General features: G+C 65.1%; 20 protein-coding genes. 5 read left to right on the forward strand and 15 right to left on the reverse strand.

Annotation, left to right across the window (positions count from 1 at the left end; all coding sequences use genetic code 11):
- Positions 1-91 precede the first annotated feature (91 nt).
- The 8 genes from ACSR87_RS15280 to rhcC all read right to left on the reverse strand — a co-directional run bounded on the left by ACSR87_RS15280 (position 92) and on the right by rhcC (position 9,282).
- Complete coding sequence (locus ACSR87_RS15280; RefSeq protein WP_498531127.1) at positions 92-1,120, reverse strand: TIGR03560 family F420-dependent LLM class oxidoreductase; 1,029 nt, start codon at positions 1,118-1,120, stop codon at positions 92-94.
- A gap of 2 nt (positions 1,121-1,122) precedes the next feature.
- A complete protein-coding gene (rhcD, locus tag ACSR87_RS15285; protein WP_498531128.1) occupies positions 1,123-2,328 on the reverse strand; it encodes an L-rhamnonate dehydratase in 1,206 nt (401 codons plus the stop codon).
- An 87-nt stretch (positions 2,329-2,415) separates the two neighbouring features.
- Entirely contained in the window at positions 2,416-3,450 is a 1,035-nt protein-coding gene (gene rhcE, locus ACSR87_RS15290; RefSeq protein ID WP_498531129.1) for a 2-keto-3-deoxy-L-rhamnonate dehydrogenase, read from the reverse strand.
- 168 nt (positions 3,451-3,618) lie between these two features.
- A complete protein-coding gene (locus ACSR87_RS15295; protein ID WP_042665830.1) occupies positions 3,619-4,800 on the reverse strand; it encodes an ABC transporter ATP-binding protein in 1,182 nt (393 codons plus the stop codon).
- A gap of 95 nt (positions 4,801-4,895) precedes the next feature.
- A complete protein-coding gene (locus ACSR87_RS15300; RefSeq protein WP_042665829.1) occupies positions 4,896-5,861 on the reverse strand; it encodes a carbohydrate ABC transporter permease in 966 nt (321 codons plus the stop codon).
- Positions 5,861-6,787 (reverse strand): carbohydrate ABC transporter permease, encoded by a 927-nt coding sequence (locus tag ACSR87_RS15305; protein ID WP_042665828.1) that lies wholly within the window; start codon positions 6,785-6,787, stop codon positions 5,861-5,863. Before ACSR87_RS15305 ends, ACSR87_RS15300 begins: the two co-directional genes overlap by 1 nt.
- 58 nt (positions 6,788-6,845) lie before the next feature.
- On the reverse strand, positions 6,846-8,201 hold the full coding sequence (locus ACSR87_RS15310; RefSeq protein WP_498531130.1) for an ABC transporter substrate-binding protein: 1,356 nt from the start codon (positions 8,199-8,201) through the stop codon (positions 6,846-6,848).
- A gap of 211 nt (positions 8,202-8,412) precedes the next feature.
- Positions 8,413-9,282 carry an L-rhamnono-1,4-lactonase gene (gene rhcC, locus ACSR87_RS15315; protein ID WP_498531131.1) on the reverse strand — a complete coding sequence of 290 codons (870 nt, stop codon included), beginning with the start codon at positions 9,280-9,282 and terminating at the stop codon, positions 8,413-8,415.
- Between the two features lie 79 nt (positions 9,283-9,361).
- On the opposite strand from rhcC, the gene ACSR87_RS15320 reads away from it, so the two are divergent.
- On the forward strand, positions 9,362-9,664 hold the full coding sequence (locus ACSR87_RS15320) for an L-rhamnose mutarotase (RefSeq protein ID WP_498531132.1): 303 nt from the start codon (positions 9,362-9,364) through the stop codon (positions 9,662-9,664).
- A gap of 542 nt (positions 9,665-10,206) precedes the next feature.
- Here the strand turns inward: ACSR87_RS15320 and ACSR87_RS15325 are convergent.
- Complete coding sequence (locus ACSR87_RS15325) at positions 10,207-11,304, reverse strand: Gfo/Idh/MocA family protein (RefSeq protein ID WP_498531133.1); 1,098 nt, start codon at positions 11,302-11,304, stop codon at positions 10,207-10,209.
- 100 nt (positions 11,305-11,404) lie between these two features.
- Positions 11,405-12,472 (reverse strand): glycoside hydrolase family 88/105 protein, encoded by a 1,068-nt coding sequence (locus ACSR87_RS15330; RefSeq protein ID WP_498531134.1) that lies wholly within the window; start codon positions 12,470-12,472, stop codon positions 11,405-11,407.
- Between the two features lie 187 nt (positions 12,473-12,659).
- Here ACSR87_RS15330 and ACSR87_RS15335 point away from each other — a divergent pair, with 187 nt between their 5' ends.
- Positions 12,660-13,433 carry an IclR family transcriptional regulator gene (locus ACSR87_RS15335; protein ID WP_498531135.1) on the forward strand — a complete coding sequence of 258 codons (774 nt, stop codon included), beginning with the start codon at positions 12,660-12,662 and terminating at the stop codon, positions 13,431-13,433.
- 17 nt (positions 13,434-13,450) lie between these two features.
- On the opposite strand, the gene xacF is transcribed toward ACSR87_RS15335, so the two are convergent.
- The 4 genes from xacF to ACSR87_RS15355 all read right to left on the reverse strand — a co-directional run bounded on the left by xacF (position 13,451) and on the right by ACSR87_RS15355 (position 18,662).
- The gene (gene xacF, locus ACSR87_RS15340; protein ID WP_498531136.1) at positions 13,451-14,902 is read right to left on the reverse strand and encodes a 2,5-dioxovalerate dehydrogenase; all 1,452 of its coding nucleotides are present in this window, start codon (positions 14,900-14,902) and stop codon (positions 13,451-13,453) included.
- Between the two features lie 140 nt (positions 14,903-15,042).
- Positions 15,043-15,951, reverse strand: coding sequence for an AEC family transporter (locus ACSR87_RS15345; RefSeq protein ID WP_115803559.1), 909 nt, complete (start codon positions 15,949-15,951; stop codon positions 15,043-15,045).
- 98 nt (positions 15,952-16,049) lie between these two features.
- Entirely contained in the window at positions 16,050-17,084 is a 1,035-nt protein-coding gene (locus ACSR87_RS15350; RefSeq protein WP_498531137.1) for an SGNH/GDSL hydrolase family protein, read from the reverse strand.
- A 639-nt stretch (positions 17,085-17,723) separates the two neighbouring features.
- Positions 17,724-18,662, reverse strand: a complete 939-nt coding sequence (locus ACSR87_RS15355) for a dihydrodipicolinate synthase family protein (RefSeq protein ID WP_498531138.1) — start codon at positions 18,660-18,662, stop codon at positions 17,724-17,726.
- Between the two features lie 207 nt (positions 18,663-18,869).
- Here ACSR87_RS15355 and ACSR87_RS15360 point away from each other — a divergent pair, with 207 nt between their 5' ends.
- A complete protein-coding gene (locus tag ACSR87_RS15360) occupies positions 18,870-19,709 on the forward strand; it encodes an NAD-dependent epimerase/dehydratase family protein (protein ID WP_498531139.1) in 840 nt (279 codons plus the stop codon).
- A gap of 130 nt (positions 19,710-19,839) precedes the next feature.
- The gene (locus ACSR87_RS15365) at positions 19,840-21,498 is read left to right on the forward strand and encodes a right-handed parallel beta-helix repeat-containing protein (protein ID WP_498531140.1); all 1,659 of its coding nucleotides are present in this window, start codon (positions 19,840-19,842) and stop codon (positions 21,496-21,498) included.
- Between the two features lie 128 nt (positions 21,499-21,626).
- Here the strand turns inward: ACSR87_RS15365 and ACSR87_RS15370 are convergent, their stop codons facing one another.
- Positions 21,627-22,088, reverse strand: a complete 462-nt coding sequence (locus ACSR87_RS15370) for a universal stress protein (protein ID WP_008573174.1) — start codon at positions 22,086-22,088, stop codon at positions 21,627-21,629.
- Positions 22,089-22,260: 172 nt separating this feature from the next.
- Here ACSR87_RS15370 and ACSR87_RS15375 point away from each other — a divergent pair, with 172 nt between their 5' ends.
- On the forward strand, positions 22,261-22,482 hold the full coding sequence (locus tag ACSR87_RS15375) for a hypothetical protein (protein ID WP_004061687.1): 222 nt from the start codon (positions 22,261-22,263) through the stop codon (positions 22,480-22,482).
- The last annotated feature ends 45 nt before the right edge of the window (positions 22,483-22,527 follow it).

A 22,527-nucleotide genomic window follows, 5' to 3' on the forward strand; every position in this document is an offset into this window, starting at 1 on the left:
ATCGAGGAGACGATTGACGAGAGGACGCGAAAAAAGAAAGCGAGTGCGCAAGGGCGACGCGAGTGCGAGGCGCTCAATCCGCGGGAGCACCTCAGTTGAACTGCGGGATGACTTCGTCCGCGAACAGTTCCATGCCGTCCGTGTCGGGGAAGTCGATGAACCAGCCTTGGAACTTCGTCACGCCGGCGTCGATACGGCGCTCGATGGCCTCCGCGCACTCCTCGGGCGTCCCCATGATGAAGTACTCGCGGGCGTCTTCCTCCGTCACGATGGGCGCTTGGTCCTGATACTCTTCTTCGAACTGGATGGGCGTCATCAGGTCGAGCAGGCGGTCGAACTTCTCCTCGTCGCGGGTGCAGATAACGTGGCCGTCCCACGAGTACTCGATTTCGTCGGGGTCGCGGCCGACGGTCTCGCAGTGGTCTTCGATGACGCCGATTTTGTGTTCGAGCGTCTCCACGTCGCCGTTGAACACGTCGGTGTTCCACACGTCGGCGTGCTTGGCGACGAGTTTGAGCGTGACCTCCTCGCCCTGCCCGCCGACGAGGATGGGCGGGTGCGGGTCCTGAACGGGACCGGGGACGCAGTAGGCGTCCTCGATTTGGTAGTGCTTCCCGTCGAAGCTCGCGCCGTCGGTGCCGGCGGCCCACATGCGCTTCATGAGACGGATGGACTCGTCGAGCCGCATCAGGCGCTCGAAGCCGTCGCGGTACTCCCAGCCGTAGGCGTCGTACTCCGGTTCGTGCCAGCCCGCGCCGAGGCCGAGTTCCAGTCGCCCGTCGGAAATCGCGTCTAGCGTGGCCGCCATCTTGGCGACGAGCGCCGGGTTGCGGTAGTCGTTACAGAGGACGAGCGAGCCGAGGTTGATGTCCTCGGTGAAGCCGGCGATGGCCGACAGCAGCGTCCAGCACTCGTACTCGGCGTGGTCGCGGCCCAACAGCAGGTGGTCGGGTGCCCACGCCGCGTCGAAGCCGAGTTCCTCCGCCTTCTGGACGCCCATCTTGGTCGTCTCCCAGTCGAGCGCCTCGTACTGCGGCGTGTCGCGGTGCGTCGGCTCGGTCCCCTCGTCGGGCGCGCCGGCGAAGACGGGGACGTTGTACTCGAAGCTGATGTCCGACATCGTCACTCGATGGCGAAGTGTTCGAGCGCCTCGCGGTTCAGTTGCGTGCTGACGCCGGGCTCGTCGGGGAGCGGAATCGACCCGTTTTCGGGCGACGGCGGGTTCTGGAAGATGGCGTCGGCGTAGGTGGACTCGCGTTTCTCCTGGCGCTCCTCGAACCACTCGGGGGTCGGGAAGTACTCCGCCATCGGCATGTTCGTGTGGCCGGCGATAGCGTGGAGCGTCGGGTTCGTACCGGCGTGCGGGATGACGGGCACGTCGTGGACTTCGGCCATGTCGGCGACCTTCTGGAGCTCCGTGATGCCGCCGACGCGACCCACGTCGGGCTGGAGGATGTCGACCGCGCCTTCTTCGAGGAGGTCTTCGTGGCCCCAGCGGGTGAACTCGTGTTCGCCGCCCGAAATCGGCATCGGCGCGGCCTCGCGGACCTCGGCGTAGCCGGAGATGTCGTCGGCGATGACCGGCTCCTCGACCCACGCCATGTCGTACTTGCCGAGGCGCTGGGTCATCTCCTTTGCGTACTTGACCGACCAGCCCATGTAGGCGTCGCCCGCGATTTCGATTTCGTCGCCGACGGCGTCGCGGACGGTGGCGACGATTTCCTCGTTTTTCTTCATGCCCGCGCGGCCGTCTTCGGGGCCGTGGAGGAAGCGGAGTTTCATCGCGTCGAAGCCCTCCTCGACGTACTGGATGGCCTCGCGCTCGAGTTTCTCCATGTCGACGGGGTGGAGGTTCGACGCGTAGGCGGGAATCTCGTTTTTGGTGGGGCCGCCGAGCAGTTCGTACACCGGCTTGCCGGCGTCCTTCCCGGCGATGTCCCACAGCGCCTGGTCGACCGCGCTGATGGCCATGACGGCGACGCCCTTCCGGCCGAACGGGAGCGTGGCGCGGTACATCTGTTCCCAGAGGAGTTCGCGCTGCATCGGGTCTTTGCCGACCACGATTTTCGAGAGCGTCTCCTCGACGACGGTGGCGATGGCTCCGGTACCCCAGTTACCGACGCCGACGCCGGTGATGCCCGCGTCCGTCTCGACCTCGACGACCACGTCGCCCACGGGGCCCATCCACTTGCGGCGGGCCTGCGGGTTCTCCCCGTCGATGTTGCGGTACTCGTCGTACTTCGACATGATGGTGACGAGCGGAAATTCGATGAACTCGCCCCACGACTCGTTGCTGATTTTCGTCGCTGAGATGCCTGTAATCTCCATGATTTGTTTGGTACGACCTCACATCCAATCGGCACGGGTAAAATAGTTTCTGTCGTTGGGCGGTTCGCGGCCGGAACGCGGGGCCGTTCAGCCGTCGAACTGGAAGACCGGCTTGCAGGTCTCCGAACCGAGGAACGCTTCGAACGCCGCGGCGGGGTCGTCGACGCTGTAAGAGGTGTCGAGAATCTTCTCGACCGCGATTTCGCCGCGCTCCATCAGGCGAAGCGCCTGCTCGAAGTTCGTCCACGTCGAGCCGTAGGAGGTGTTGATGTCGACTTCGCCGCGGACGGTCGAGGTGAGGCTGAGTTCGCTCGCGGAGTTCGGGATGCCGACGACGACGATTTGGCCGCCCTTGCGGACCACGTCGTTCCCGGAGACGACGCCGCTGTGGTGGCCCGTGGCGTCGAAGACCACGTCGAAGCCGATGCCGTCGGTCTGCGACTCGACCCGCCCGTCGAGTCCGCCTTCTTCTTCGAGGTTCACCGTGTCGATGCCGAGGTCTTCGAGCAGCGGGAGGCGATACGCCGCGTCCTGACCGAGTCCGGAGACGACGACGTTCGCGCCGAGGGAGTCGGCGACGGCGGCGACGAGCACGCCGATAGGGCCCGGCCCCTCGACGAGGACGTTGTCGCCGGGCGTCGTCACCGACTGGTCGAGGACCGCGCGGGTGGCGATGCTCGTCGGCTCGGTGATGGCGGCGTGCCGGAGGGGAACGCCCTCGGGCACCGCGTGGACGTGCTCGGGCGTGACGGTGACGTACTCCGTGTACGCGCCGTCGCGGTGCATGCCCGTAATGGAGAAGTTCTGGCAGACGTTGGGTTGGCCGTTCTGACACTGGAAGCAGTGACCGCAGTCGTGAATCGGCTCCTCGACGACCTTGTCGCCGACCTCGAACGTCTCGACGTTCGCGCCGACCTCCGTGACCGTCCCGGAGTACTCGTGACCCATGACCCGGGGGATGGGAATCCACTCGTAGCCGCCGTCGTACTTGTAGGCGTGGGCGTCGCTGCCGCAGAGGCCCGCCGTGTGGACCTTGATGAGCAGTTCGTCTGCACTGGGAGTGGGGACCTCCCGCTCCTGTGTCTCTACCGAGCGCGGCCCGGTCTGAATAATGGCTTTCATAGTTGCGAATAACCGTGTAGGTTCGTCTCATACACATCATGAGGGTACACCGATTAATATGTTTGGGTGCGGTCGGAGAATTTCGGCCGTAGCGCGGCTGAAGCCGCGGCTCTGCGTGCCGCGAGACACCACGCCCGCTGACGTTTGCTGGGCGGCAGTCGCGCCGAGTTATATTTCGACGCCGTCCGACTCCGACGACTGGGACTGCGATTGGACGGACGCCCGATTCTCGATACGCCGGCCCTTGCGCAGCGCCTCCGTCTCGGCGTCGAACAGGTAGACGTGTTCGGGCGCGATGGAAAGCGACAGCGTGTCACCGGCCGACAGCCCGTGGAACTCGCCGATTTCGGCGGTGACGTCGCCCATGGGGCCGTCGCCGTGAACGATGGCTTTCGTTCCGACCGGCTCGATGACGCGGATATCGACGTCAAAGGTCAGTCCGTCGGCGCGCCGCTTGCCCGTCTGGTAGAAGTCCTGCGGCCGGAAACCGACGTTGACGCCGCCGGGCGGCACCTCCGCGTCGAGGGCGTCGCTCGGCAGTTCGAAGCTCACGCCGTCGAGTTCGACGCGAACGCCGTCGGCGGCCTCCTCGACGACGCCGTCGTAGATATTCATGTCCGGACTGCCGACGAACTGCGCGACGAAGAGGTTCGCGGGCTCGTTGAACACCTCCTCCGGGCGACCCAACTGCTGGAGCGCGCCGTCGTTGAGGACGGCGATTTTGTCGGCGATGGTCATCGCCTCCTCCTGGTTGTGGGTGACGTACGCGGAGGTGATTCCGACCTCGGACTGCAGTTCGTCGATTTCGGTCCGCATCGTCTTGCGGAGCTTCGCGTCGAGGTTCGCCAGCGGCTCGTCGAACAGGAACAGCCGCGGCTCGCGGATGATAGCTCGGCCGAGCGCGACGCGCTGTTTCTGCCCGCCCGAGAGCTGTGCGGGCTTGTTGTTCAGGAGCTGTTCGATTTCGAGCATCGTCGCCACTTCCTCGACCCGCTCGTTGACGTCCGCCGTCGACATGCCGTTGTCCTCCCGCTTGAGGCCGAACCCGAGGTTCTCTCGGACGGTCATATGCGGGTAGAGCGCGAAGTCCTGGAACACCATCGCCACGTCGCGGTTGCGGGCTTTGATGTCGTTGACGACGACGTCGTCGAAGCGAATCTCACCGGAGGTCGGCGTCTCCAGTCCGCCGATCATCCGGAGCGTCGTCGTCTTCCCGCACCCGCTCGGGCCGAGCAAAACGAGAAACTCCCCGTCTTCAACGTCAATGTCGAGTTCGTCGACTGCGACGACGCCGTCTTTGTCCGGGTCGCCGAAAATCTTCGTGACACCGTCTACTGTGAGGTGTGTCATTGTAAATCATTAGCGTGTTGCGCCTCTTAAACCTAGCGACCGACGGCAAACGTTGACCGGGGCGCTCGGTACGTCGAGACGGCGGGAGAAGGGTGTTATCCCTTAATCGCGCCGCCGGTGAGTCCCTGCACGAAGTAGCGCTGGATGTAGGCCAGTCCGAGCAGGACGGGAAGCGAGATGATGATGGAGGCCGCGGCGACGACGTTCCATTGGGTGTTGAACCCCTGCACGAACGTCAGGAGGCCCGGCGGAACCGTGTACCGCGAGTTGTCGAGGAGCGTCAGCGCGAACACCAGCTCGTTCCACGCGAGGAGGAACGCGAAGATGAACGACGCGATGAGCGAGTTCCGCGCCATCGGGACGATGACGTACCAGAACGTCTCTATCGAGCTACACTGGTCGATGCGCGAGGCCTCGATAATCGAGTCCGGGAAGTCGTCGAAAAAGCCCTTCATAAGCCAGACGACGAACGGCGCGGTCATCGCGCCGTAGATGAAGATCAACACGAGGTGCGTGTTGAACAGGCCGAGCGCCGAGACGAGTTCCCACTCGGGGACCATGATGGCGGTCCCCGGGAACATCAGCGACGCGAGGAAGATGCTCATGAGCGCGTTCTTCCCGACGAAGTCGCGGCGCGAGAGCACGTACGACGCGGCCGTCCCGAGGACGAGCGCGATCGCGCCCGCGCCGACGGCGACTTTCAGGCTGTTCAGCACGAGCGACAGGATGTCGATGTCGATGGCCGACGACGCCTGCCAGCCGAACAGGTTAGCGAACAGCGAGGTGTAGCCGCCCGCCTGAATCGACGACTCGACGACGAGCCGGAAGCCCTCCAACGAGAAGTCGTTCGGGTACACCGTCGGCGGAATCTGCTGAATCTCCGCGGTGGTCTTGAACGCCGTCACGACCATCCAGTACAGCGGGAAGAGGACGAACGCGAAGACGACGAGCGTCAGGAGCGAAACCGCCGTCTTGCGGACGTACGCGCCCGCCGTGGTGTCGAACAGCCACGACTCGTTCCGCCGGAACTCGGCGGCCGGGTCGGGGTCTTGCGCCGCCATCAGACGTCACCCCGCACTTGGTCGTACACCTGGATGTAGTAGTACGAGAACACGAGCAGGACGACGAACAGGATGAGAGACAGCGCGGACGCCAGCCCCACGTCGAAGTCGACGAACGCCGTCCGGTAAATCATGACCGGGAGCGTGCTGCTGGAGACGCCGGGGCCGCCCTTCGTCATCACCCAAATCATCGAGAAGTTCCTGATGTTGTAGATGAGCATCAGGAGGAACCCGATGGCGAGGTTGTACCGCATCATCGGGATGGTGATGAACCGGAACTGCTCCCACGGTGTCGCGCCGTCCATGCGCGCGGCCTCGTAGAGATGCTCGTCGATGCCCTGCAAGGACGTGAGCGTCAACAGCGCGAAAAGCGGTGCGAGCCGCCAAATCATCCCGATAATGGGGGGCCACAACGAGAGCTCCGTCGAGCCGAGCATGACGATGTACTCGTCGATGACGCCGAGCTGGACGAGCAGTTCGTTGATGATGCCCTGCGAGCCGCCGAACATGAACTGCCAGATGGACGCGCCGACGACCCGCGGGAGGACCCACGGGATGAGCACGATTGCGCTCGCGACGCTCGTGTACGGGAGCTTCTCGTGGAGGAGCCAGCCCATCAGGAAGCCGAGGACGATAGCGGCGGAACTGCCGACGACGACCCAGATGAGCGTGTTCCACAGGACCTGATGGATAGTCGGATTCGACCAGATTTCGGCGTAGTTCGCCAGTCCGACGAACTCGGCCTCGCTGGGCGCGAGCAGGTCTTTGTTGAAGAAGCTCGAATAGATGGCTTGCGCGATGGGGTAGAGGATGAACAGTCCGACGAGCGCCGTCACCGGCAGGACCGGAAGGTACACCTTGACACCCTCCGGAATCCGCTCGGAGACGCTCTCGAACGAGCCCCTCGCCTGCTTCGAGTAACTCATGGCCGTAACTCACCGCCGTTGGGCCGCCGTCGTTCGAGCGACGGTTCGAGTCGCATCGTCAGGCGAGCTCCTCGTCGATGACTTCCTGAACCGATTCGTTGGCGGTGCTACAGGCCTCTTCGGCCGTCGCGTTGCCGAGGACGACCGGCTGGATGACCTCGGTGTTGATGATGCTCTGGACCGACGCGATGCCCGAGAACGACGGGAACCGCGAGGTGCGCGTGAACAGGTCGTCGTTCTCGTACAGCGTCACGAGGTCGCCAAACTGGCTCCGGAAGAGGTCACTCGGGTCCTCGAAGGCGCTCTTGAGCGTCGGGACGCGCCCGCGGATGCCCACGTCGTTCTCGGCGTCGTAGGTCCACGGCGCGAGCTGTTCTTCGGAGTTCCACCACTCGGTGAAGTCGAACGCGGCCTGCAGTTCGGCCTCCGAGTCGGTGCCGTTGCCGAGCATGAAGCCCTGCGCGTTCTGCAAGAGCAGGTCGCGGGGTTCGAAGCTCCCCGACGGGCTGTCCGGAAGCGGCGCGCGGGTGACGGTGTGGCCCTCGCCGTCCAGCCACGCCTGCGGCGCGCCGGTCGTCTGGTAGACCGCGTTGGCGTGCGAGTACGTGATGAAGATGCCGGACTCGCCCTCGCGGAGGAGCCGTCCCGCACCGATGTGGTCGTTCTCGGCCATCGAGTCGGGGAACAGCCCGGCCTCGGCGATGTCCTGATAGAGCTTGACGGCGTCGACGAAGCCGGGTTGGTCGACCGTCGCCTCCAGCGTCTCGGGGTCGAAGTACCGACCGCCGTTGGCGTAGACGAAGCCGATGAAGTACCCGGTCGTCAGGCCGAAGTCGGTTCCCGGCGCGGTAATTGCCGCCGACACCTCGTCGAGCTCCTGCATCTCCTCGCCGAGTTGGATGAGTTCCTCCCAGTTGCGCGGCGGGCTGTCGAAGCTCGTCTGTTCGAGGTAGTCGGTTCGGATGTCCACGAACGGACCGAGGTCGGCGTAGCCGCCGGGGAGCCCCCACTGTCGTTCCCCGTCGGTGTCGCCGAGGCTGTCGTAAATCTGGGTGTCGACGTTCGCCTGAATGAACCGGCTGTTTATCTCCTCCAACTGATCGGTGAACTGCTCTTGGTCGAGCGGCTGAATTGCGCTCGCGCCGACGTAGTCCGGAATCTGCTGGGTCTGGCCGGCCATCACGTCCGGGAGGTTGTTGTTGGCCGCCGCGGACGCGATAATCTGGTACTTCTGTCCCCACTCTTGGTGCTGGTAGGTGACGTCGTGGTCGCCGTAGCCGCTGTAGTGATTGCTGATGTACTCCCGCTCTGCGGGAATGCCGCCGAACAGCCAGAAGTCGAGGGACTGCGACCCGGACCCGCCGCCGCCGGAACCGCCGTCGGAACCGCCGCCACCGTCGTTTCCGCCACCCATACAACCCGCCAACGCCGCCGTGAGACCCGCTCCGAACCCGGTCACGTACCGCCGCCTACTGAGCCGGTTCTGTGAACCACTGTTTGTCATGATGTGCCATTACAAACCACTATAGTTCATTATAATAAATATGTCGGTGAGAATCGCGTGTCACGGCTCGACGGGTGGCGAATGACGCAGCCGAGCGAGCGCGCTTGAGCGACCGTCACGCTCACCCGAGGTCGACGTGCCGCCGGAACGACTTCCCGGTCAGCCACGACCGGTCGGCCGCCGACAGCGAGTCGACCTGTTTGAGCCAGTTGCACGCCTCCGCGTAGCTGGCAACGTCGCTGACGTTGGGGTAGTCCGAACCCCAGACGACCCGCTCGCGCCCGAAGGTGTCGAGGAGCCACCGGACGTGGTCGTGCATGTCGGCGTAGGGGAACGCAGAGTCCGACATGTGGACGATTTCCGAGACCTTCACCGCGACCGAGTCGTGTTCCGCGAGGTCGGCGAACCGGCTGAACGTGCCCTCGTCGATGGGTGTCTCGGGGCCGGCGTGAGCGAAGTGGTCGAACAGGTACGTGAGGTCGGGGTACGCCTCGACGAGTTCGAGCGCCTGGTCGAGTTGGCCGTGGTCGCAGAGAATCTGAACCGTGGCGTCGTGCTCGACCGCGGCCTCCCAGAACGCGGTCTCCTCGACGCTCTCTCGGAGCCACGTCACGCTCGGGTCGAACGTCTCCCACATTCTATCGTACGGGCAGGCCGCGCCGAGACGAAAGCCGAGGACGCCGTCGGTCTCCATGCAGCGGTCGAGCCGCTCGACGGCGTCGGCGGCGAAGGGGTCGAGCATCACGATGCCGTGGAGTCGGTCGTACTCGGCGGCGACCCGGCGGGTGTACCAGTTGTCCGTCCAGTCGCAGATGGGGTAGCCCACGACGACCGCCTCGTCCACGCCGTGTCGGTCCATGTCGGCGAGTAGGCGGTCGGCGGTGTAGACGGTGTGCACGTCGAAGCTGTCCACGAGGTCCAAGATGGGGCCGTTGGTCCACGGGTGGTCCGGGCTCGCGGCACCCCACGCGTGGGTGTGGGTATCTATCATTACAATCGACGACGGGCGTTCCCGTACTAAATCTTACCCGCCGAAAAGCTAAGACGGGGGCCGCCGAATCGGAGGCCGTATGGCGCGAATCGCGTTCCACCTTGAGATTAAAGACGGCAAGCGAGAAGAGTACCGAACGAAACACGAGAACGTCCCCGAGGCGCTCGAATCCGCCTACTTGGACTCCGACGCCGGCCTGCAAACGTACAGCATCTTCGAGAAAGACGGCCACGTTTTCGGCTTCATGGAAGTCGACGACCCGGAGGCCATCCAAGAAGTCATGGACAACAGCGAGGCGCAGGCCGACTGGGCCGAGGTCATGAGCGGCATCACCGTCGAGACCGACGACAGTTGGATGGACGAAGTCTACCGGATGGTCTGACGCCCGGAAGACGAGAATTATCCGGGCATGGCGGACGAAGCGCCGTTCCGACCGAATATATCAGGACCAACAGTATCGAATGAATACCCATGGACTCTCGTTTTCGACCATCTCAAACCCCATATCGGGGTGATTCCAGAATATTCCTGCGGCTCCGGTTCTACCGGATAGTTGTCCGGCGATGGCGGAAGTCCGTCCGGGCGGAATCGACCAGTTGCGGTTGTCCGTCGAGGCGAGGACGCAAGGACGAATTGCGTGCTCTCGCCGGCAACGCGGGTTGTACGCCGCAAATCATTACGGACATAGAACTGTAATTCAGAGTTAACTCCATTTAAATTGATTCAGGAATAATGTGGTGACCGGACGTGAGTCAGTAACGCTGACCCCCGGCAGGGGAAAACGTGACGAAACGGCGCTACTCTGTACCGACAGCGCGTCTATCACGAATATTTAGGGCGTTGTCAGTGACCCACGACAGGAATCCGGCGTCCGGTGATGCCGGATAGTTACTCGTGGTGAACGACAAGCCGACCGCCCGCGGGCTACCAGGACGTAATAGGAACTTCGCGGAGCGGCCCCGGAAGCGGGATATCGACGGTCGAGTCGGTGTAGTGCGAGAGGTAGAACCCGACGATGATTTCGAGCGAGCGAGTCGCCGCGACGCCGGGCGAGTAGTTCTCGGCGTCGCCGTCGAGGAGGTCTTGAACGTGAGCCGCCGCGTTGGCGAACGACCCCTTGTAGTCGTCTTCCCACGTCCACGCGCCTTCGATGCCGGGGAGCGGTCGCTCGACGTGCTCGCCGTCCTCGAGCGACCAGTAGCGCCACTCGCCGTCGTCGTTGTTCATGTAGAGTTTGCCCTCGGTGCCGATGAAACTCAGCGTCATCGAGGAGACGTCCCGCGGAATCGTGCAGTCCACGGTGACGAACGTGCCGTCGTCCATGACGACGTGCCCGCCGCCGCCGGCGTCAACGACCGACTCCGTGGCGTCCAGCGCGTCGAGCACCTCGTTCTCGCCGGTGATGTGGCCGCTCACCCGCGAAGCCCGCGCGTCGAGAAGGTAGACGAGGGTGTCGAGGACGTGCGTGGAGTTCCGCATGAGTTCCATGCGGTACTGCGCGCTGACGGACTTCACGTCGCCGAGAATTTCTTCCTCGCGGACGAGGTCGCGGAGCCGACGGAGCTTGTCCGTGAACCGGAACGAGTGGTTGACGACGAGTTCCGTGTCGGTGTCGTCGCAGACGGCGACCATCTCCTCGGCGTCGCTGACGGCCGACGCGATGGGTTTCTCGCACCAGATGACCGAGGGGTCTGCTGCGGAGCGCGCGGCGTCGACGACGTGGTCGCGGTGGAGGAACGACGGCGTGCAGACCGACACCGCGTCGAGGTCCTCGGCGTCGAGCATCGCCTCGTGGCCGACGTACCGGCGGTCCGCGGGGATGTCCCACGCCTCGCCGAAGGTGTCCAGTTTCGACTCGTCCACGTCGGCGACGGCGACGAGTTCGATGTCGTCGGTCGCGGCGTAGCCGCCCGCGTGGCTCGCGTCGATTTTCTCTCGACCGATGGCCGCCTCGTCGTGCATGCCGAGGATGCCCATCCCTGCGATACCGCCCGTGCCGATGATGCCTGCGTGGTAGGTCATAGTGTCTCCTGTCGCCGGAGTTCGTTCGTCAATGTGCGCCGGAGCGCATAACTGTGGTGCCGGGCCGAAAGAGTCGAAAAGAACGCTGGGAGCGAAGGTGTCAGTCGAGCGCGGCCGCGGCCATCAGGAACCAGCCCTGCCCGTAAGGCGTGTCCGTCAGCGGGGCCTCGGGGCCGCCCGGCGGGCCGGCGACGCGGTTGACCGCGCCCTCCTCGCTGACGACGCGAGAGACGGCTGCGAGCCCGTCTTCGGCGGGTTGGCGGTAGGTCTCCGCATCGAGGATGCCGAGGTCGATGCCGCGGGCGAACGCGTAGGCGAACATGAGCGTCCCCGACGATTCGAGCGGCGTGTGCGGGTCGTCGACGAGGTTGTGCCAGAAACCGCTACCGTCTTGGAGCGGAAGGAGCGCCTCGCAGTGCGACCGGAACAGGTCGAGGAGGTCGTCGCGCTTCGGATGGTCCTCGGGGAGTCGTTCGAGTACGTCCGCCGAGGCGGCGGCGGCCCAGCCGTTGCCGCGCGCCCAGAACGCGCCCTGCGGGTAGTGGTTCGGCTGTTCGACCCAGATGTGTCGGAACAGCCCCGTGTGGCCGTCGCGGAGGTGCGCGGCGTGAATCAGAATCTGCTCGACCGCCTCGTCGAAGGCGTCGTCGTCGCCGGCGGCCGCGCCGTAGCGGGCGAGGAAGGGACACATCATGTAGACGGAGTCTATCCACAGCGACTTGATGCCCGCGAGGTCGGGGTCGTGGTGGGGGATACCGCCGTCTTCGGTCCGCTCGAAAGACAGAAGCGACTCGTAGGCGCGCTCGGCCGCGTCGAGGTAGCGGTCCTCGCCCGTGCGGTCGTAGAAATCGAGAACACCGTGCCCGATGGCGGTGCTGTTGTTCGTGTTCATGCACTTTTTCACGGTCAGCTCCCAGCTCGCCTCGTACTCGCGGCCGTGGCTGAAGACCTCAATCGGGTAGCTCGGGCCGTAGCTCAACTGCCCGGCGTCGTTCTGTGTCGCCACCGCGGTGTCGACGAGGTGTTTCGCGCGCTCGACCGACTCGTCTCCCCCTTCGGCGAGCAGGCCGTTGATGGCGACGCCGGTAATCCACGACTGACCGTCGATGTCCAACGACCGGAGGTACGAGGCGGCGCGCTGGACTGGTGTAAGCTCGTCTGCTGGCATGGGTACAGTACCCACACGAAGACGTGCTGGGATGAAAAATGTATCCCATGGCGTCGCGCCACCGCGGGACGGCGGCCGCGCGGGCCAGTCGGTCAGCCAGTCCGGAGCCGAGGGTACTCGTTCGTCGCAGCCGACACGTTCCCCAGGCGGGAACAGATATATACGGCTCGGGTTTGACTACCACACCATGAGCCCCCCACCGAACAACCGCCCCGGCCGGACCATCCGCTCGGTCCAGATAGCGTTCAACATCATCGACCTGCTGCAGGAGGAGGCGGGCATCGGCGTGACGCGAATTGCCGACGAGCTCGGCCACTCGAAGAGCACCGTCCACAGCCACCTCCGAACGCTCGAAGAGCGACGCATCATCGTGCGCGAGGGCGACGGCTACCGCCTCGGACTGCGCTTTCTCGACGTCGCCTCGCACGTTCGCGACCAGATAGGCAACTTCGACATCGTCCAGAAGGAAGTCGATTCGCTGGCCGACGAGACGGGCGAAATCGTCCAGTTCGGCGTCGAGGAGTACGGGAAGGTGTCGTACCTCCACAAGGCGCAGGGCGAACACGCCGTCGAAACGCTGTCGCGGGTGGGGACCCAACAGCCGATGTACTCCACGTCGCTCGGCAAGACGATTCTCGCGTACCTGCCGCCCGAGCGCATCGAGGAGATCGCGGCGGCGATGGAGTACGAGCCCAAGACGGCGAACACCATCACCGGGCCCGAAGAGCTGTTCGAGGAACTCGAAACCATCCGCGAGCAGGGGTACGGCATCGACGACGAGGAGAACATCAACGGCCTGCGCTGCGTCTCAGCGCCCGTCAAGAACGACGAGGTGATCCTCGGCGCGATTAGCATCACCGGCCCGTCGAGCCGATTCACCGAGGACCGCCTGCACGGCGAACTCGCGGACTACGTGCAGAGCGCCGCGAACGTCATCGAACTGAACACGAAGTTCTCCTGAGCGCGCGGGGCCGCCGCTCAGTAGTTCTCGTAGATGGTCTTCACCGACGAGAAGAAGTCGAGCCCGGCGTCGCCCTGCTCGCGGTACGTGTTGGTCGACGAGTCCTTGTAGCCGCCGAAGGGGACGTGGAGTTCGAGGCCGGTCGTCTTCTCGTTGATTTTCGCGACGCCCGCTTCGACCTCGTTGACGAAGCGCTTGCCCTCGCTGAGGTCCTGCGTGACGATGCTGGCCGACAGGCCGTAGTCGACGTCGTTGGCGAGGGCGAGCGCGTCCTCGAACGAGTCGGCTTTGACGACCGCGAGCACGGGACCGAAAATCTCCTCTTGGGCGATGCGAGCGTCGTTTTCGACGCCGGAGAACACGGTGGGTTCGACGAAGTAGCCGTCGTCGTAGTCGTCGCCGGTGAGCCGACTGCCGCCGGCTTCGAGCGTCGCGCCCTCCGAGGCACCGATGTCGATGTATTCGAGCGTCGAAGACAGTTCGTTCTCGGAGACGTGCGGACCCATGTCGGGGTCGTCGAGGCCGTCGCCGACGACGAGCGAGTCTGCGTAGTCGGAGACGGCCGCGACGAACTCGTCGTACACGTCCTCGTGGACGATGGCGCGCGAGGTGGCCGTACACGACTGGCCGGTCGTGCCGAACGCGCCGACGCCGACGGTTTCGGCGGCCGCCTCGATGTCCGCGCTGGGCATCACGACGGTCGGGTTCTTGCCGCCCATCTCACACTGGACGCGCTTGAGGTCGACCGCGGCCGTCTCGGCGACCATCGTCCCCACGGCGGTGCTGCCGGTAAAGGAGACGCCGTCGATGCGCTCACTCTCGATGAGCGGGCCGCCGACCTCGCTCCCGGAGCCGGTGATGGTGTTCGCCACGCCGGCCGGGAGTCCCGCGTCGTCGAGACATTCGAGGACGATGGCGACGACGCCCGGCGCTTCGGACGCCGGCTTGAGGACCGCGGTGTTGCCGGCGGCGAGCGCCGGGGCGAGCTTCCAGACCGGGATGGCGATGGGGTAGTTCCACGGCGTGATGAGCGCGACCGTGCCGAGGGGTTCGTGCTTCGTGTAGAGGTCCTTCCCGGGGGCGCTCGCGGACTTGACGGTGCCGCCGAAATCCCGCGCTTTCGCGCCGTAGTAGTGGAAGATGTCGATGGCGCGCTGTACCTCGCCGCCCGCCTCGGAGCGCGTCTTGCCCTCCTCGCGGACGAGCACCTCAGTTGCCTCTTCCTTGCGCGCTTCGAGGTTGTTGCCGGCCTCGCGGAGCACCGCGCCGCGGGACGGACCGGGCGTCGATGCCCACTCGTCCTGCGCGGCGACGGCCGCGTCGAGCGCCGCCTCGACGTCCGCCTCGGTGGACGCCGGGTGGACGCTGACGACTTCGCCGGCCGCCGCGGGGTTCGTCACTTCGAACGTCGCTCCGGAGTGGGAGTCTGTCCATTCGCCGTCGATGAAGTTACCGTAGGTTCTCGACATTCGACCTAGCCATGCACACCCATCACCAAGTAAGCTTCTCATGGCGAGCGCGGATGACCGCCGCGCGCTCGTGGCCGTCGCAAGGTGTGAGCGAAGCGAATTCGCGAGGTTCGGATTGGTATCGACGAGTCGCCGCCGCCTCAAAGGAGGAACTGGAGGACGACGAACAAGGTGGCGACCGAGACGGCGGTGGTCGCGAACACGTTCATCGACGCGAGGTCGGCGTCGCCGCCGAGTTCGTTCGCGTAGATGAACGACGAGACGGCGGTCGGCGTCGCGAGCATCGTCACGCCGGCTTGGACCGTCGACCAACTCGACGCGAACGTCGAGAAGACGGCGAAGGCGAGAAGCGGCATCAGGACGACTTTGCTGCCGACGACGGCCCCGACGGTGCGAAAGTCGAACGACTCGGTGGAAATCGTGAGCGACGCGCCGATGGAGAGCAGCGCCACGGGGAGCGCGAGCGAGGAGAGCGCGTCGAGCCCCGTCAGAAGGACGCCGGGGACGCCGAGGCCGAGCCCGGAGAAGGCGAGCCCCAACACGAGCGCCGGGATGACCGGCGTCTTGAGCACGCCGACGAACTCCTCTTTGAACGATACGTCAGCGCCGTTGACGAGCACGAGGACCGTGATAGTGAGCGGGACGTGGGTGAGCGCACCGATGCCGAGGATGACGGCCGCCTTCGCCGACGCCAGCGAACCGAACGTGGAATCGACGAGCGGGAGCCCGAGGAAGCCGAGGTTCGAGTAGTACGACTGGACGATGGCGACACTGCGAACCGAGTCGGGCGACACCCGCCGGTGGACGACCCAGCCGACGGCGAGCATCGTAAAGAGGACGAGCCAAAAACCCAACACGAGCGTCGGCTCGATGACTTCGCGAATCGGCTGGTCGTACGTCGAGGTGAACACGAGCGCGGGGAGCGCGAAGGCGAACGCGAAGAACGTGAGTTTGTCGCGGCGGCCGCTATCGAGGAGGCCGAGACGCTTCGCTAGCGCCCCGAGGCAGAGCACCCCGAGCATGTAGCCCAGATTTGCGGCGACGGTCATACACGTCCATCGAACAGGGTGGTTCTTCCGTGTTACGCTCGCGGAGATTTCGTTCGGGTAGTTCGACTACGAGAGCGCTTGAGACCCGCGTATTCCGGTTAATCGTCCATGAGAGATTCGAGCTCGCGCGCGAGGCGCTCGCCGATGCGAATCATCGCGTCGTCGCCTGGGTGAACGAGGTCGGTCGTCATCCCGCTGGCGGTCGGCAGGAGGTCGGGACCCTCGACGAGGTGGACGTTGTCGTAGCCGCACTCGACGACCACGTCGCGGAGCTGCTCGCGGAACGTCTCGGAGAGCGTCGCTTCCTCGTGGTCACGCTTGTACTCGCGCACGTGCGGGAACAGCGTGATGCAGGCGACGGGTTTGGTCGGGTTCGCCGCGGCGACGGTTTCGACCATGTCCGCGGCCCGCTCGCGGAACTCGTCGGGCGAGAATCGGCCGACCATGTTCACCGACAGCGAGAGCGTCGCCACGTCCCAGTCGTCTCGGGCGGCGATATGCTCGGCCATCGCGGGGTCGCAGTAGGCGGTCCCACAGGAGCCGAGGTTTATCGGGTCCGCGCCGAGTCTCCGGGCCGTCTGGTTAACGTACGTGAGCATCTCCGCCGACGGGTCCTCGCCCTCGGTAATCGACGTGCCGTACGCGAGGTATCGGAGGCCCGGAACCTCGTCGGCGGTCGGCGGCCGCCGCGCGCCCTCAACGCCGTGGTAGTAGATGTGGCCGCCGCGGTGGTCGCCGGGGAAGACGAGTCGGCACACCTCGGGCGCGTAACGCATCTCGCCGGTGGCATCGGGGTCGAGGTCGGAAAGCGACTCCGGGGGAGACAGTTCGACCGTCTTCGGTTCCGGCCCGAGCGTGAACTCCTCGCCCGTCGCCTGAAAGTCCCCCCAGAACGGTCGAACGAGGCTGTCTCGCTCCTCGGAGGAGAGCGTGATTCGAACCGTCTCATCGGGGACGAGTCGAATCTCGGTTCCCGCCGGGTGAGACATCCGCGTCTGCGCGCCGGTGTTCAGGCCGCTCCTGACGGCCTCCGGAACGCGGAGCAGTCGAAGTCCTTCGTGCGGTCTGACCCGCTGGAGCGCCCTGACGTTGTGGAACTGAACGTCGTCGTGCTGGATATCGTCGTGCTGCATACCGTGTGAGTCACGCACACGCCACACCTACTTATCGCTACCTCCGGCGACCGACACGCGGCGACGGGCGCGCCGGTGCTGGACGGAAACAGACGCCGAAGTGGCATCATCGGTTCCCGAGGCGGGAAAATTACAGTCATATGCTTGTAATATATGGATGGATATAGCGTCGAATTCGCGCGTTCGTCGTGAGTGACGCACAGCCGACCAAAACGTCAACCCCCCTAAACCCAATCTAGAGCCCACAGAGAGGCCTAAATCCGAAGATTCGCCACCGGGGAACGCAAAATCCATCCAGAGTGAATAATTGGGCACGATTCGCCTGATGTGCGTTCCCCACCGGCGAACAAAATGGAGTATAACGCTGCCCTCGTGCGGTCAGTCTGGGGATGGAGCCGCTCAACTGCCGGAGCTGAAGGTGTGTTATGATTGGTGCAGGCCGGGAGTCCGGTGGGAGACGAGCGGGCCGTAAGACGTTAAAACGGCTCAACAGCGGAGCGAGGGAACGTCGAGGCGGCGAAAAATGGGGAGAGGTGCTTCCGACGGCTGCCGTCGGGTAGCGTCAGGCAGGTGCGGTGAGCGCGGTCAGTCGATATCGGTGCGGTCGGAGTCGTCGGTGCGGTCGGAGTCGTCGGTGAGTCAGTCGATGACGCGGGCGATGCCGTCGTCGAGTTCCTCGTACAGTTCCTCGGCGCGGTGCTCGTCGTCAGCCGACAGCGACCGAATCGGTTCGCGGACCGACCCGCCGTGCAGGCCGGCCAGTTCGAGGCCCTTCTTCACTATCGGGACGCTTATCGCGCCGGGAAGGTCGTTGTCGGTTCCCGTCTCGCCGCGGAGGGCTTGGAAGGGGAGCGTCAGGTCGCGAATCTCGCGGGCGCGTTCCCAGTTCTCCTCGGTGAGCGCCTCGAACAGCGCGAGGCCGATCTCCGGGCGGAAATTGCTGACGCCCGCCGAGAACCCCTCGATGCCCTCGTTCCAAAACGAGACGGCGTAGGGTTCCGCGAGGCCGTCCACCCAGACCACGTCGTCGTCCGCGACGGCGACGGCGGAACCGAGCTTGACTGGGTCCTCGATGGCGTACTTGACGCCGACGACGCCCTCGATGCGCGAGAGGTCGCGGAGGAAGGAGACCGAGGGGTCGAAGCCGCGGACGTAGGGAACGAGCGGCGTGTCGGTCGCGGCGTCGAGTTTCTCGTAGTAGCGGATGAGTCCCCGTTCGTGGACGTAGGTGTGGTCCGGCGGCATGACCATCATGGCGTCCACGCCGACGCGGTCGTAGGCGTCTATCAGGTCGGTCGCGGCCTTCGTCGACCCGCCGACGCCGGCGAGGACGCAGGCGCTGTCAGGGAGCGCGTCGACCGCCGTCTCCGTCACGTCGACGCGCTCCTGTTGGGACAGCGAGTGATATTCGCTGATGTTCGCGGCCGCGAGGAACGACGAGATACCGTCGCCGGAAAGCGACTTCGCGTTCGCTTCGAGTTTGTCGTGTTGAATCTCCAGGTCGTCGTCGAACGGCGTGAGCAAGCCGACGGCGACGCCACGGAGACGACTACGTACACGGTCGTCTGCGAGTGGCATGGTACAGTCAATCTGAGTCAACCGTGATAAACCCATCGTCAACGCCTGAATCCGGCGTTCGCGCGTGAGAGCGCCCGCGAGTCGTCCATCTGGTGCGCGACAGTCAGGCTTCGTGACCCGAACGGGCGGGCCGGAACGGCACCCGAGTCGAAGTCTGATTTCGCGGTCACCCCTCAATTTATTACGATTTGGTCAGAGTGGATTCGTATGGACGTCTTGATGACCGGCGTCTATGGCCGGTGCGGCACCGCAGTCATAGACCACCTGCACGACGACGACGCCTACGACTTCACGTACTTCAACCGCTCCGACCGCCCCGACGACCACCCCTACGGCGGCTACGACACCGTCGTCGGCGACGTGTCCGACTACGACGCCCTCGACGAGGCCGCGGCGGGGCAGGACGCGATGGTCCACATGGCGGCGTACCCCTACACCGACGGGACGTGGGAGGACATCTTCGAGCCCAACATCATCGGGATGTACAACGCGCTCGAAGTCGCCCGCGAGAACGAAATCGAGTCGTTCGTCTTCCTCTCGACCAACCACGTCATGGGCGGCTACGAGGACGAGTTTGCCCCCGAGATATACGAGCCGGGTCACGGACTCGTCATCGGCCACGAGGACCCCGTCCGCCCCGACTCGTTTTACGGCGCGTCGAAGGCCTACGGCGAGGACATGGGTCGGTACTACGTCGAGAACTACGAATACCCCAAGCAGTTCTACGCCCTCCGGGTGTGCAGCGTCCGGATGCCCGAGTACGACCACCCCTACGGCGACGCCGAGGCCGCCGTCGAGAACGGCGAGTTCGAACGCGGGAGCGCCGAGTACGAAGAGACCGTCGGGCGCATGAAGGCGATGTGGCAGTCCCGCCGCGACTTCGCCCACGAAATCGACTGCTGTCTGCAAGACGACAACGTCGAATTCGGTATCTTCAGCGGCGTGAGCGACAACCAGCGCCGGTGGTACGACCTCGAACACGCCCGCTCGCGAATCGGCTACCACCCGCAGGACGACGGCGAGGAGTGGGACAGCCCGCCGGAGTAACCCCGAAGCCCGAGTCACGTCCCCTGTCTGTCCCGTTTTCGATGCGTCCAGCGACGCACGTTCGCCGGTGCGAGCGGTCCTGATTCTGCAATTAACTTTATTTATATTTGTTAGGAACGGATTCGTGGGTATGAAAGACACACCCACAGCCAGCGATTCGAATCAGGCGTCGCTCAGCAGACGAACCGCGCTCGCGCTCCTCGGGGGCACGGGCGTCGCGGCGCTGTCCGGCACCGCGGCCGCCCAGTTCGGTGAGGAACGCGAGGACGACGGCGAAGAGGACCGCGGAAACGGCCGCGGAAACAGCGGCAAACCGTGGAATCGGGACGTCGATGCGAACGGGAACGGACTGTACAATCTCGCGTCGCTCGACGTGGGTCGCGTCTACACCTCGGCGCGCGACGCCGACGTCATCGTCTGGAAGGACGACGACGGGACGTTCCACGCGGACGGCGCGGACGGCGAAGTCGCGTCGGGCGACGGCGTCGTCCCGGTCGCGCAGGCGGCCATCGACAGCCTCACCGAGGGGCGGACGTGGAACGAGAAGGTGCTCATCGCCTCGCCCGGCGAGATGACGAGCGCGGACGGGAGCCTCGAACTCCCGAGCTACACGACGCTCGACGCGCCGGCGACGCTCTCGATTCCCGACGGGGAGTCGGTGCCGCCGGTCGTCCGGGCCGTCGGCGCGGAACACATCGACGTGGAATCGCTCGTCGTCGAGGGGCCCGCAGCGATGGGCATCCGACTCACCAGTTGTTCGAACGTCCGTCTGGGCGACATCCGCATCACGGGCGTCACGAGCGACGGCATCCGCATCGACGGGCGGGGCGACGCGCCCCGGTCGACCGACATCCAGATGGGGCAGATATACGTCGAGGGGAACGGCCACCACGGCGTCGAGACCTACGGCGTCGACCGCATTCAAATCGAGCAGGTCGTCGGCAACGACCCCGCGAGCTGCGTCGTCCTCCTCAACGACACCGTCGACGCGACGGTCAACAGCGTCGTCGGCCGCGAGCCGGGCGGCCCTGCGGGCTACGCAACGTTCCGCGTCGCCAACGGCGCGCACGACGTGACAGTCGGGGAAGTCGTCAGCCGCGGCGGCAATCGGGGCGTCTTCGGCGTCTCCGAGTGCTACGACATCACCATCGGCCACGTCAACATCGAGGGCGCGGAGGACCAAGGAATCCTCGTGCAGAACTGCCGGGACTTCGCGGTGCAGGGCGGCGTCGTCAAGAACACGAACGGCGACGGCGTCCGCATCGACTCGCGGGACGACGGCGAACAGCTTCCCGCGGAGGGCGTCTCGATTAGCAATCTCCGCGTCTACGACGACCGCGACGAACCGAAACAGACGTGGGGCATCCTCGAAACCGGGCCGGCGTGCAATCACAACCGCATCGTCAACAACGACGTTCGGGGCGGCGGGACGACCCGCAACATCGGGATTTTCTCGAACACGACGGTCGTGCGGGACAACGTCGGCGGCGGCTTCGCTGACGGCGAGGTGACGCTCTCGGCCGGCGAGTCGCCCGCGGCGCGCGTCGAGGGCGTCAGCGAGTTCCCCGACGTGACCATCCCGGGGAGCGTCGACGAACCGGAGGACTTCGAGGCGTCCGCGCTCGCCGTCCGCGCGAAGCCCGCGACGACGGGGTCCACCGAGACGTACGCGTGGGAGAGCTACGTGGAGTGGAACGGCTCCGCCGGGAGTTGGGACCTCGTCTTCGAGTGGCGTACCGACCCCGGCGTCGACGTGACGCTCGAGTACGTCGTGGACAAGACGCGCTGAGGCGGTCGCGAACGGGCGTCCGGCGGCTCGCGTTCGACTCGCTGGTGGCGGCTGCTGACTGACCGCTCACTGCGCGGGTCGATGAGTCCGAAAAACGAGGGTTGCGGGTCAGACAGCCGCGACGACGCTCACTCGGTGTGAAGCGTCACGTAGCCGTCGAAGTTGAGAATCACGAACTGCGCGAGGTCACCGAACAGCGCCTTTCCGGTCGGCGACCGCTTCCGGCCGAGGATGAACACGTGGTCTGCGCCCTCCTCGTCGGCAACGTCGATGACCGTCTCGGCGCGCTCTTTCTCGGCGGCGATTCGCGGGACGATTTCGTAGGACACCTCGTCGTCGGTCGCGAAGACCTTCCGGGCGACTTCCTCGGCGTCGTTCATCGCGCCCTTGAACGCGTCCTGTTCGGTGTACGACGTGTGCTCGACGTCGCCGATGGTGTCGAGGACCTCCTGGGTCTCCTCGAACTCGTCTTCGGTGAGCGTGACGAGGAGGACGAGGTCGGCGTCCGCGCCGAGCGCGTGTTCTCTGGCCTCCCGGAGGAGGTCGGCGTGCGAGTCGGTGTTCTCGATGAGTACTAATCCTCTGTCCATGCACCCCCATTCCGTCTCGTCTTATCTAAGTCTACCGCAGGAACGGACGGCCCGGCCGGAGTTGGCGAGGGCGCGAGTCTGCCGGGCCGCCCGCACCGGTCTCGCGTGCGCCGCGCGACTCGTCGCCCGGCGGGGCAGTATACTGAAATACACCGCGGTACTCTACGCAGACATGCCCGAAACGAGTCTCGCCGACGTGCTCCGCGATTACGAGACCCGAATGAAGCTCGTCCTCGTCATCTCGCTGGCCTCTATCGCCCTGCTTCTCCTCTCGCTGCCGTCTATCGAGCCGGGGACGACGACCCACGCGCTCGTCTATCTCCAACTGACGACGTTCGGCGGATTAGCGGTCGTGATGCTCGGACTGTTGCTGTGGACGGCGAGGAGCGCGTGAGACGGAGCGAGAATCAGCGCGAACGAGCGGGGAACTGTTATTTTC

The organism is Haloferax sp. SDI50 (assembly GCF_059802635.1).

Coding starts and splice junctions, on each gene's coding strand:
- ACSR87_RS15280 (WP_498531127.1), bottom strand. CDS start 1,120: ATGTCGGACATCAGCTTCGAGTACAACGTCCCCGTCTTCGCCGGCGCG.
- rhcD (WP_498531128.1), bottom strand. CDS start 2,328: ATGGAGATTACAGGCATCTCAGCGACGAAAATCAGCAACGAGTCGTGG.
- rhcE (WP_498531129.1), bottom strand. CDS start 3,450: ATGAAAGCCATTATTCAGACCGGGCCGCGCTCGGTAGAGACACAGGAG.
- ACSR87_RS15295 (WP_042665830.1), bottom strand. CDS start 4,800: ATGACACACCTCACAGTAGACGGTGTCACGAAGATTTTCGGCGACCCG.
- ACSR87_RS15300 (WP_042665829.1), bottom strand. CDS start 5,861: ATGGCGGCGCAAGACCCCGACCCGGCCGCCGAGTTCCGGCGGAACGAG.
- ACSR87_RS15305 (WP_042665828.1), bottom strand. CDS start 6,787: ATGAGTTACTCGAAGCAGGCGAGGGGCTCGTTCGAGAGCGTCTCCGAG.
- ACSR87_RS15310 (WP_498531130.1), bottom strand. CDS start 8,201: ATGGGTGGCGGAAACGACGGTGGCGGCGGTTCCGACGGCGGTTCCGGC.
- rhcC (WP_498531131.1), bottom strand. CDS start 9,282: ATGATAGATACCCACACCCACGCGTGGGGTGCCGCGAGCCCGGACCAC.
- ACSR87_RS15320 (WP_498531132.1), top strand. CDS start 9,362: ATGGCGCGAATCGCGTTCCACCTTGAGATTAAAGACGGCAAGCGAGAA.
- ACSR87_RS15325 (WP_498531133.1), bottom strand. CDS start 11,304: ATGACCTACCACGCAGGCATCATCGGCACGGGCGGTATCGCAGGGATG.
- ACSR87_RS15330 (WP_498531134.1), bottom strand. CDS start 12,472: ATGCCAGCAGACGAGCTTACACCAGTCCAGCGCGCCGCCTCGTACCTC.
- ACSR87_RS15335 (WP_498531135.1), top strand. CDS start 12,660: ATGAGCCCCCCACCGAACAACCGCCCCGGCCGGACCATCCGCTCGGTC.
- xacF (WP_498531136.1), bottom strand. CDS start 14,902: ATGTCGAGAACCTACGGTAACTTCATCGACGGCGAATGGACAGACTCC.
- ACSR87_RS15345 (WP_115803559.1), bottom strand. CDS start 15,951: ATGACCGTCGCCGCAAATCTGGGCTACATGCTCGGGGTGCTCTGCCTC.
- ACSR87_RS15350 (WP_498531137.1), bottom strand. CDS start 17,084: ATGCAGCACGACGATATCCAGCACGACGACGTTCAGTTCCACAACGTC.
- ACSR87_RS15355 (WP_498531138.1), bottom strand. CDS start 18,662: ATGCCACTCGCAGACGACCGTGTACGTAGTCGTCTCCGTGGCGTCGCC.
- ACSR87_RS15360 (WP_498531139.1), top strand. CDS start 18,870: ATGGACGTCTTGATGACCGGCGTCTATGGCCGGTGCGGCACCGCAGTC.
- ACSR87_RS15365 (WP_498531140.1), top strand. CDS start 19,840: ATGAAAGACACACCCACAGCCAGCGATTCGAATCAGGCGTCGCTCAGC.
- ACSR87_RS15370 (WP_008573174.1), bottom strand. CDS start 22,088: ATGGACAGAGGATTAGTACTCATCGAGAACACCGACTCGCACGCCGAC.
- ACSR87_RS15375 (WP_004061687.1), top strand. CDS start 22,261: ATGCCCGAAACGAGTCTCGCCGACGTGCTCCGCGATTACGAGACCCGA.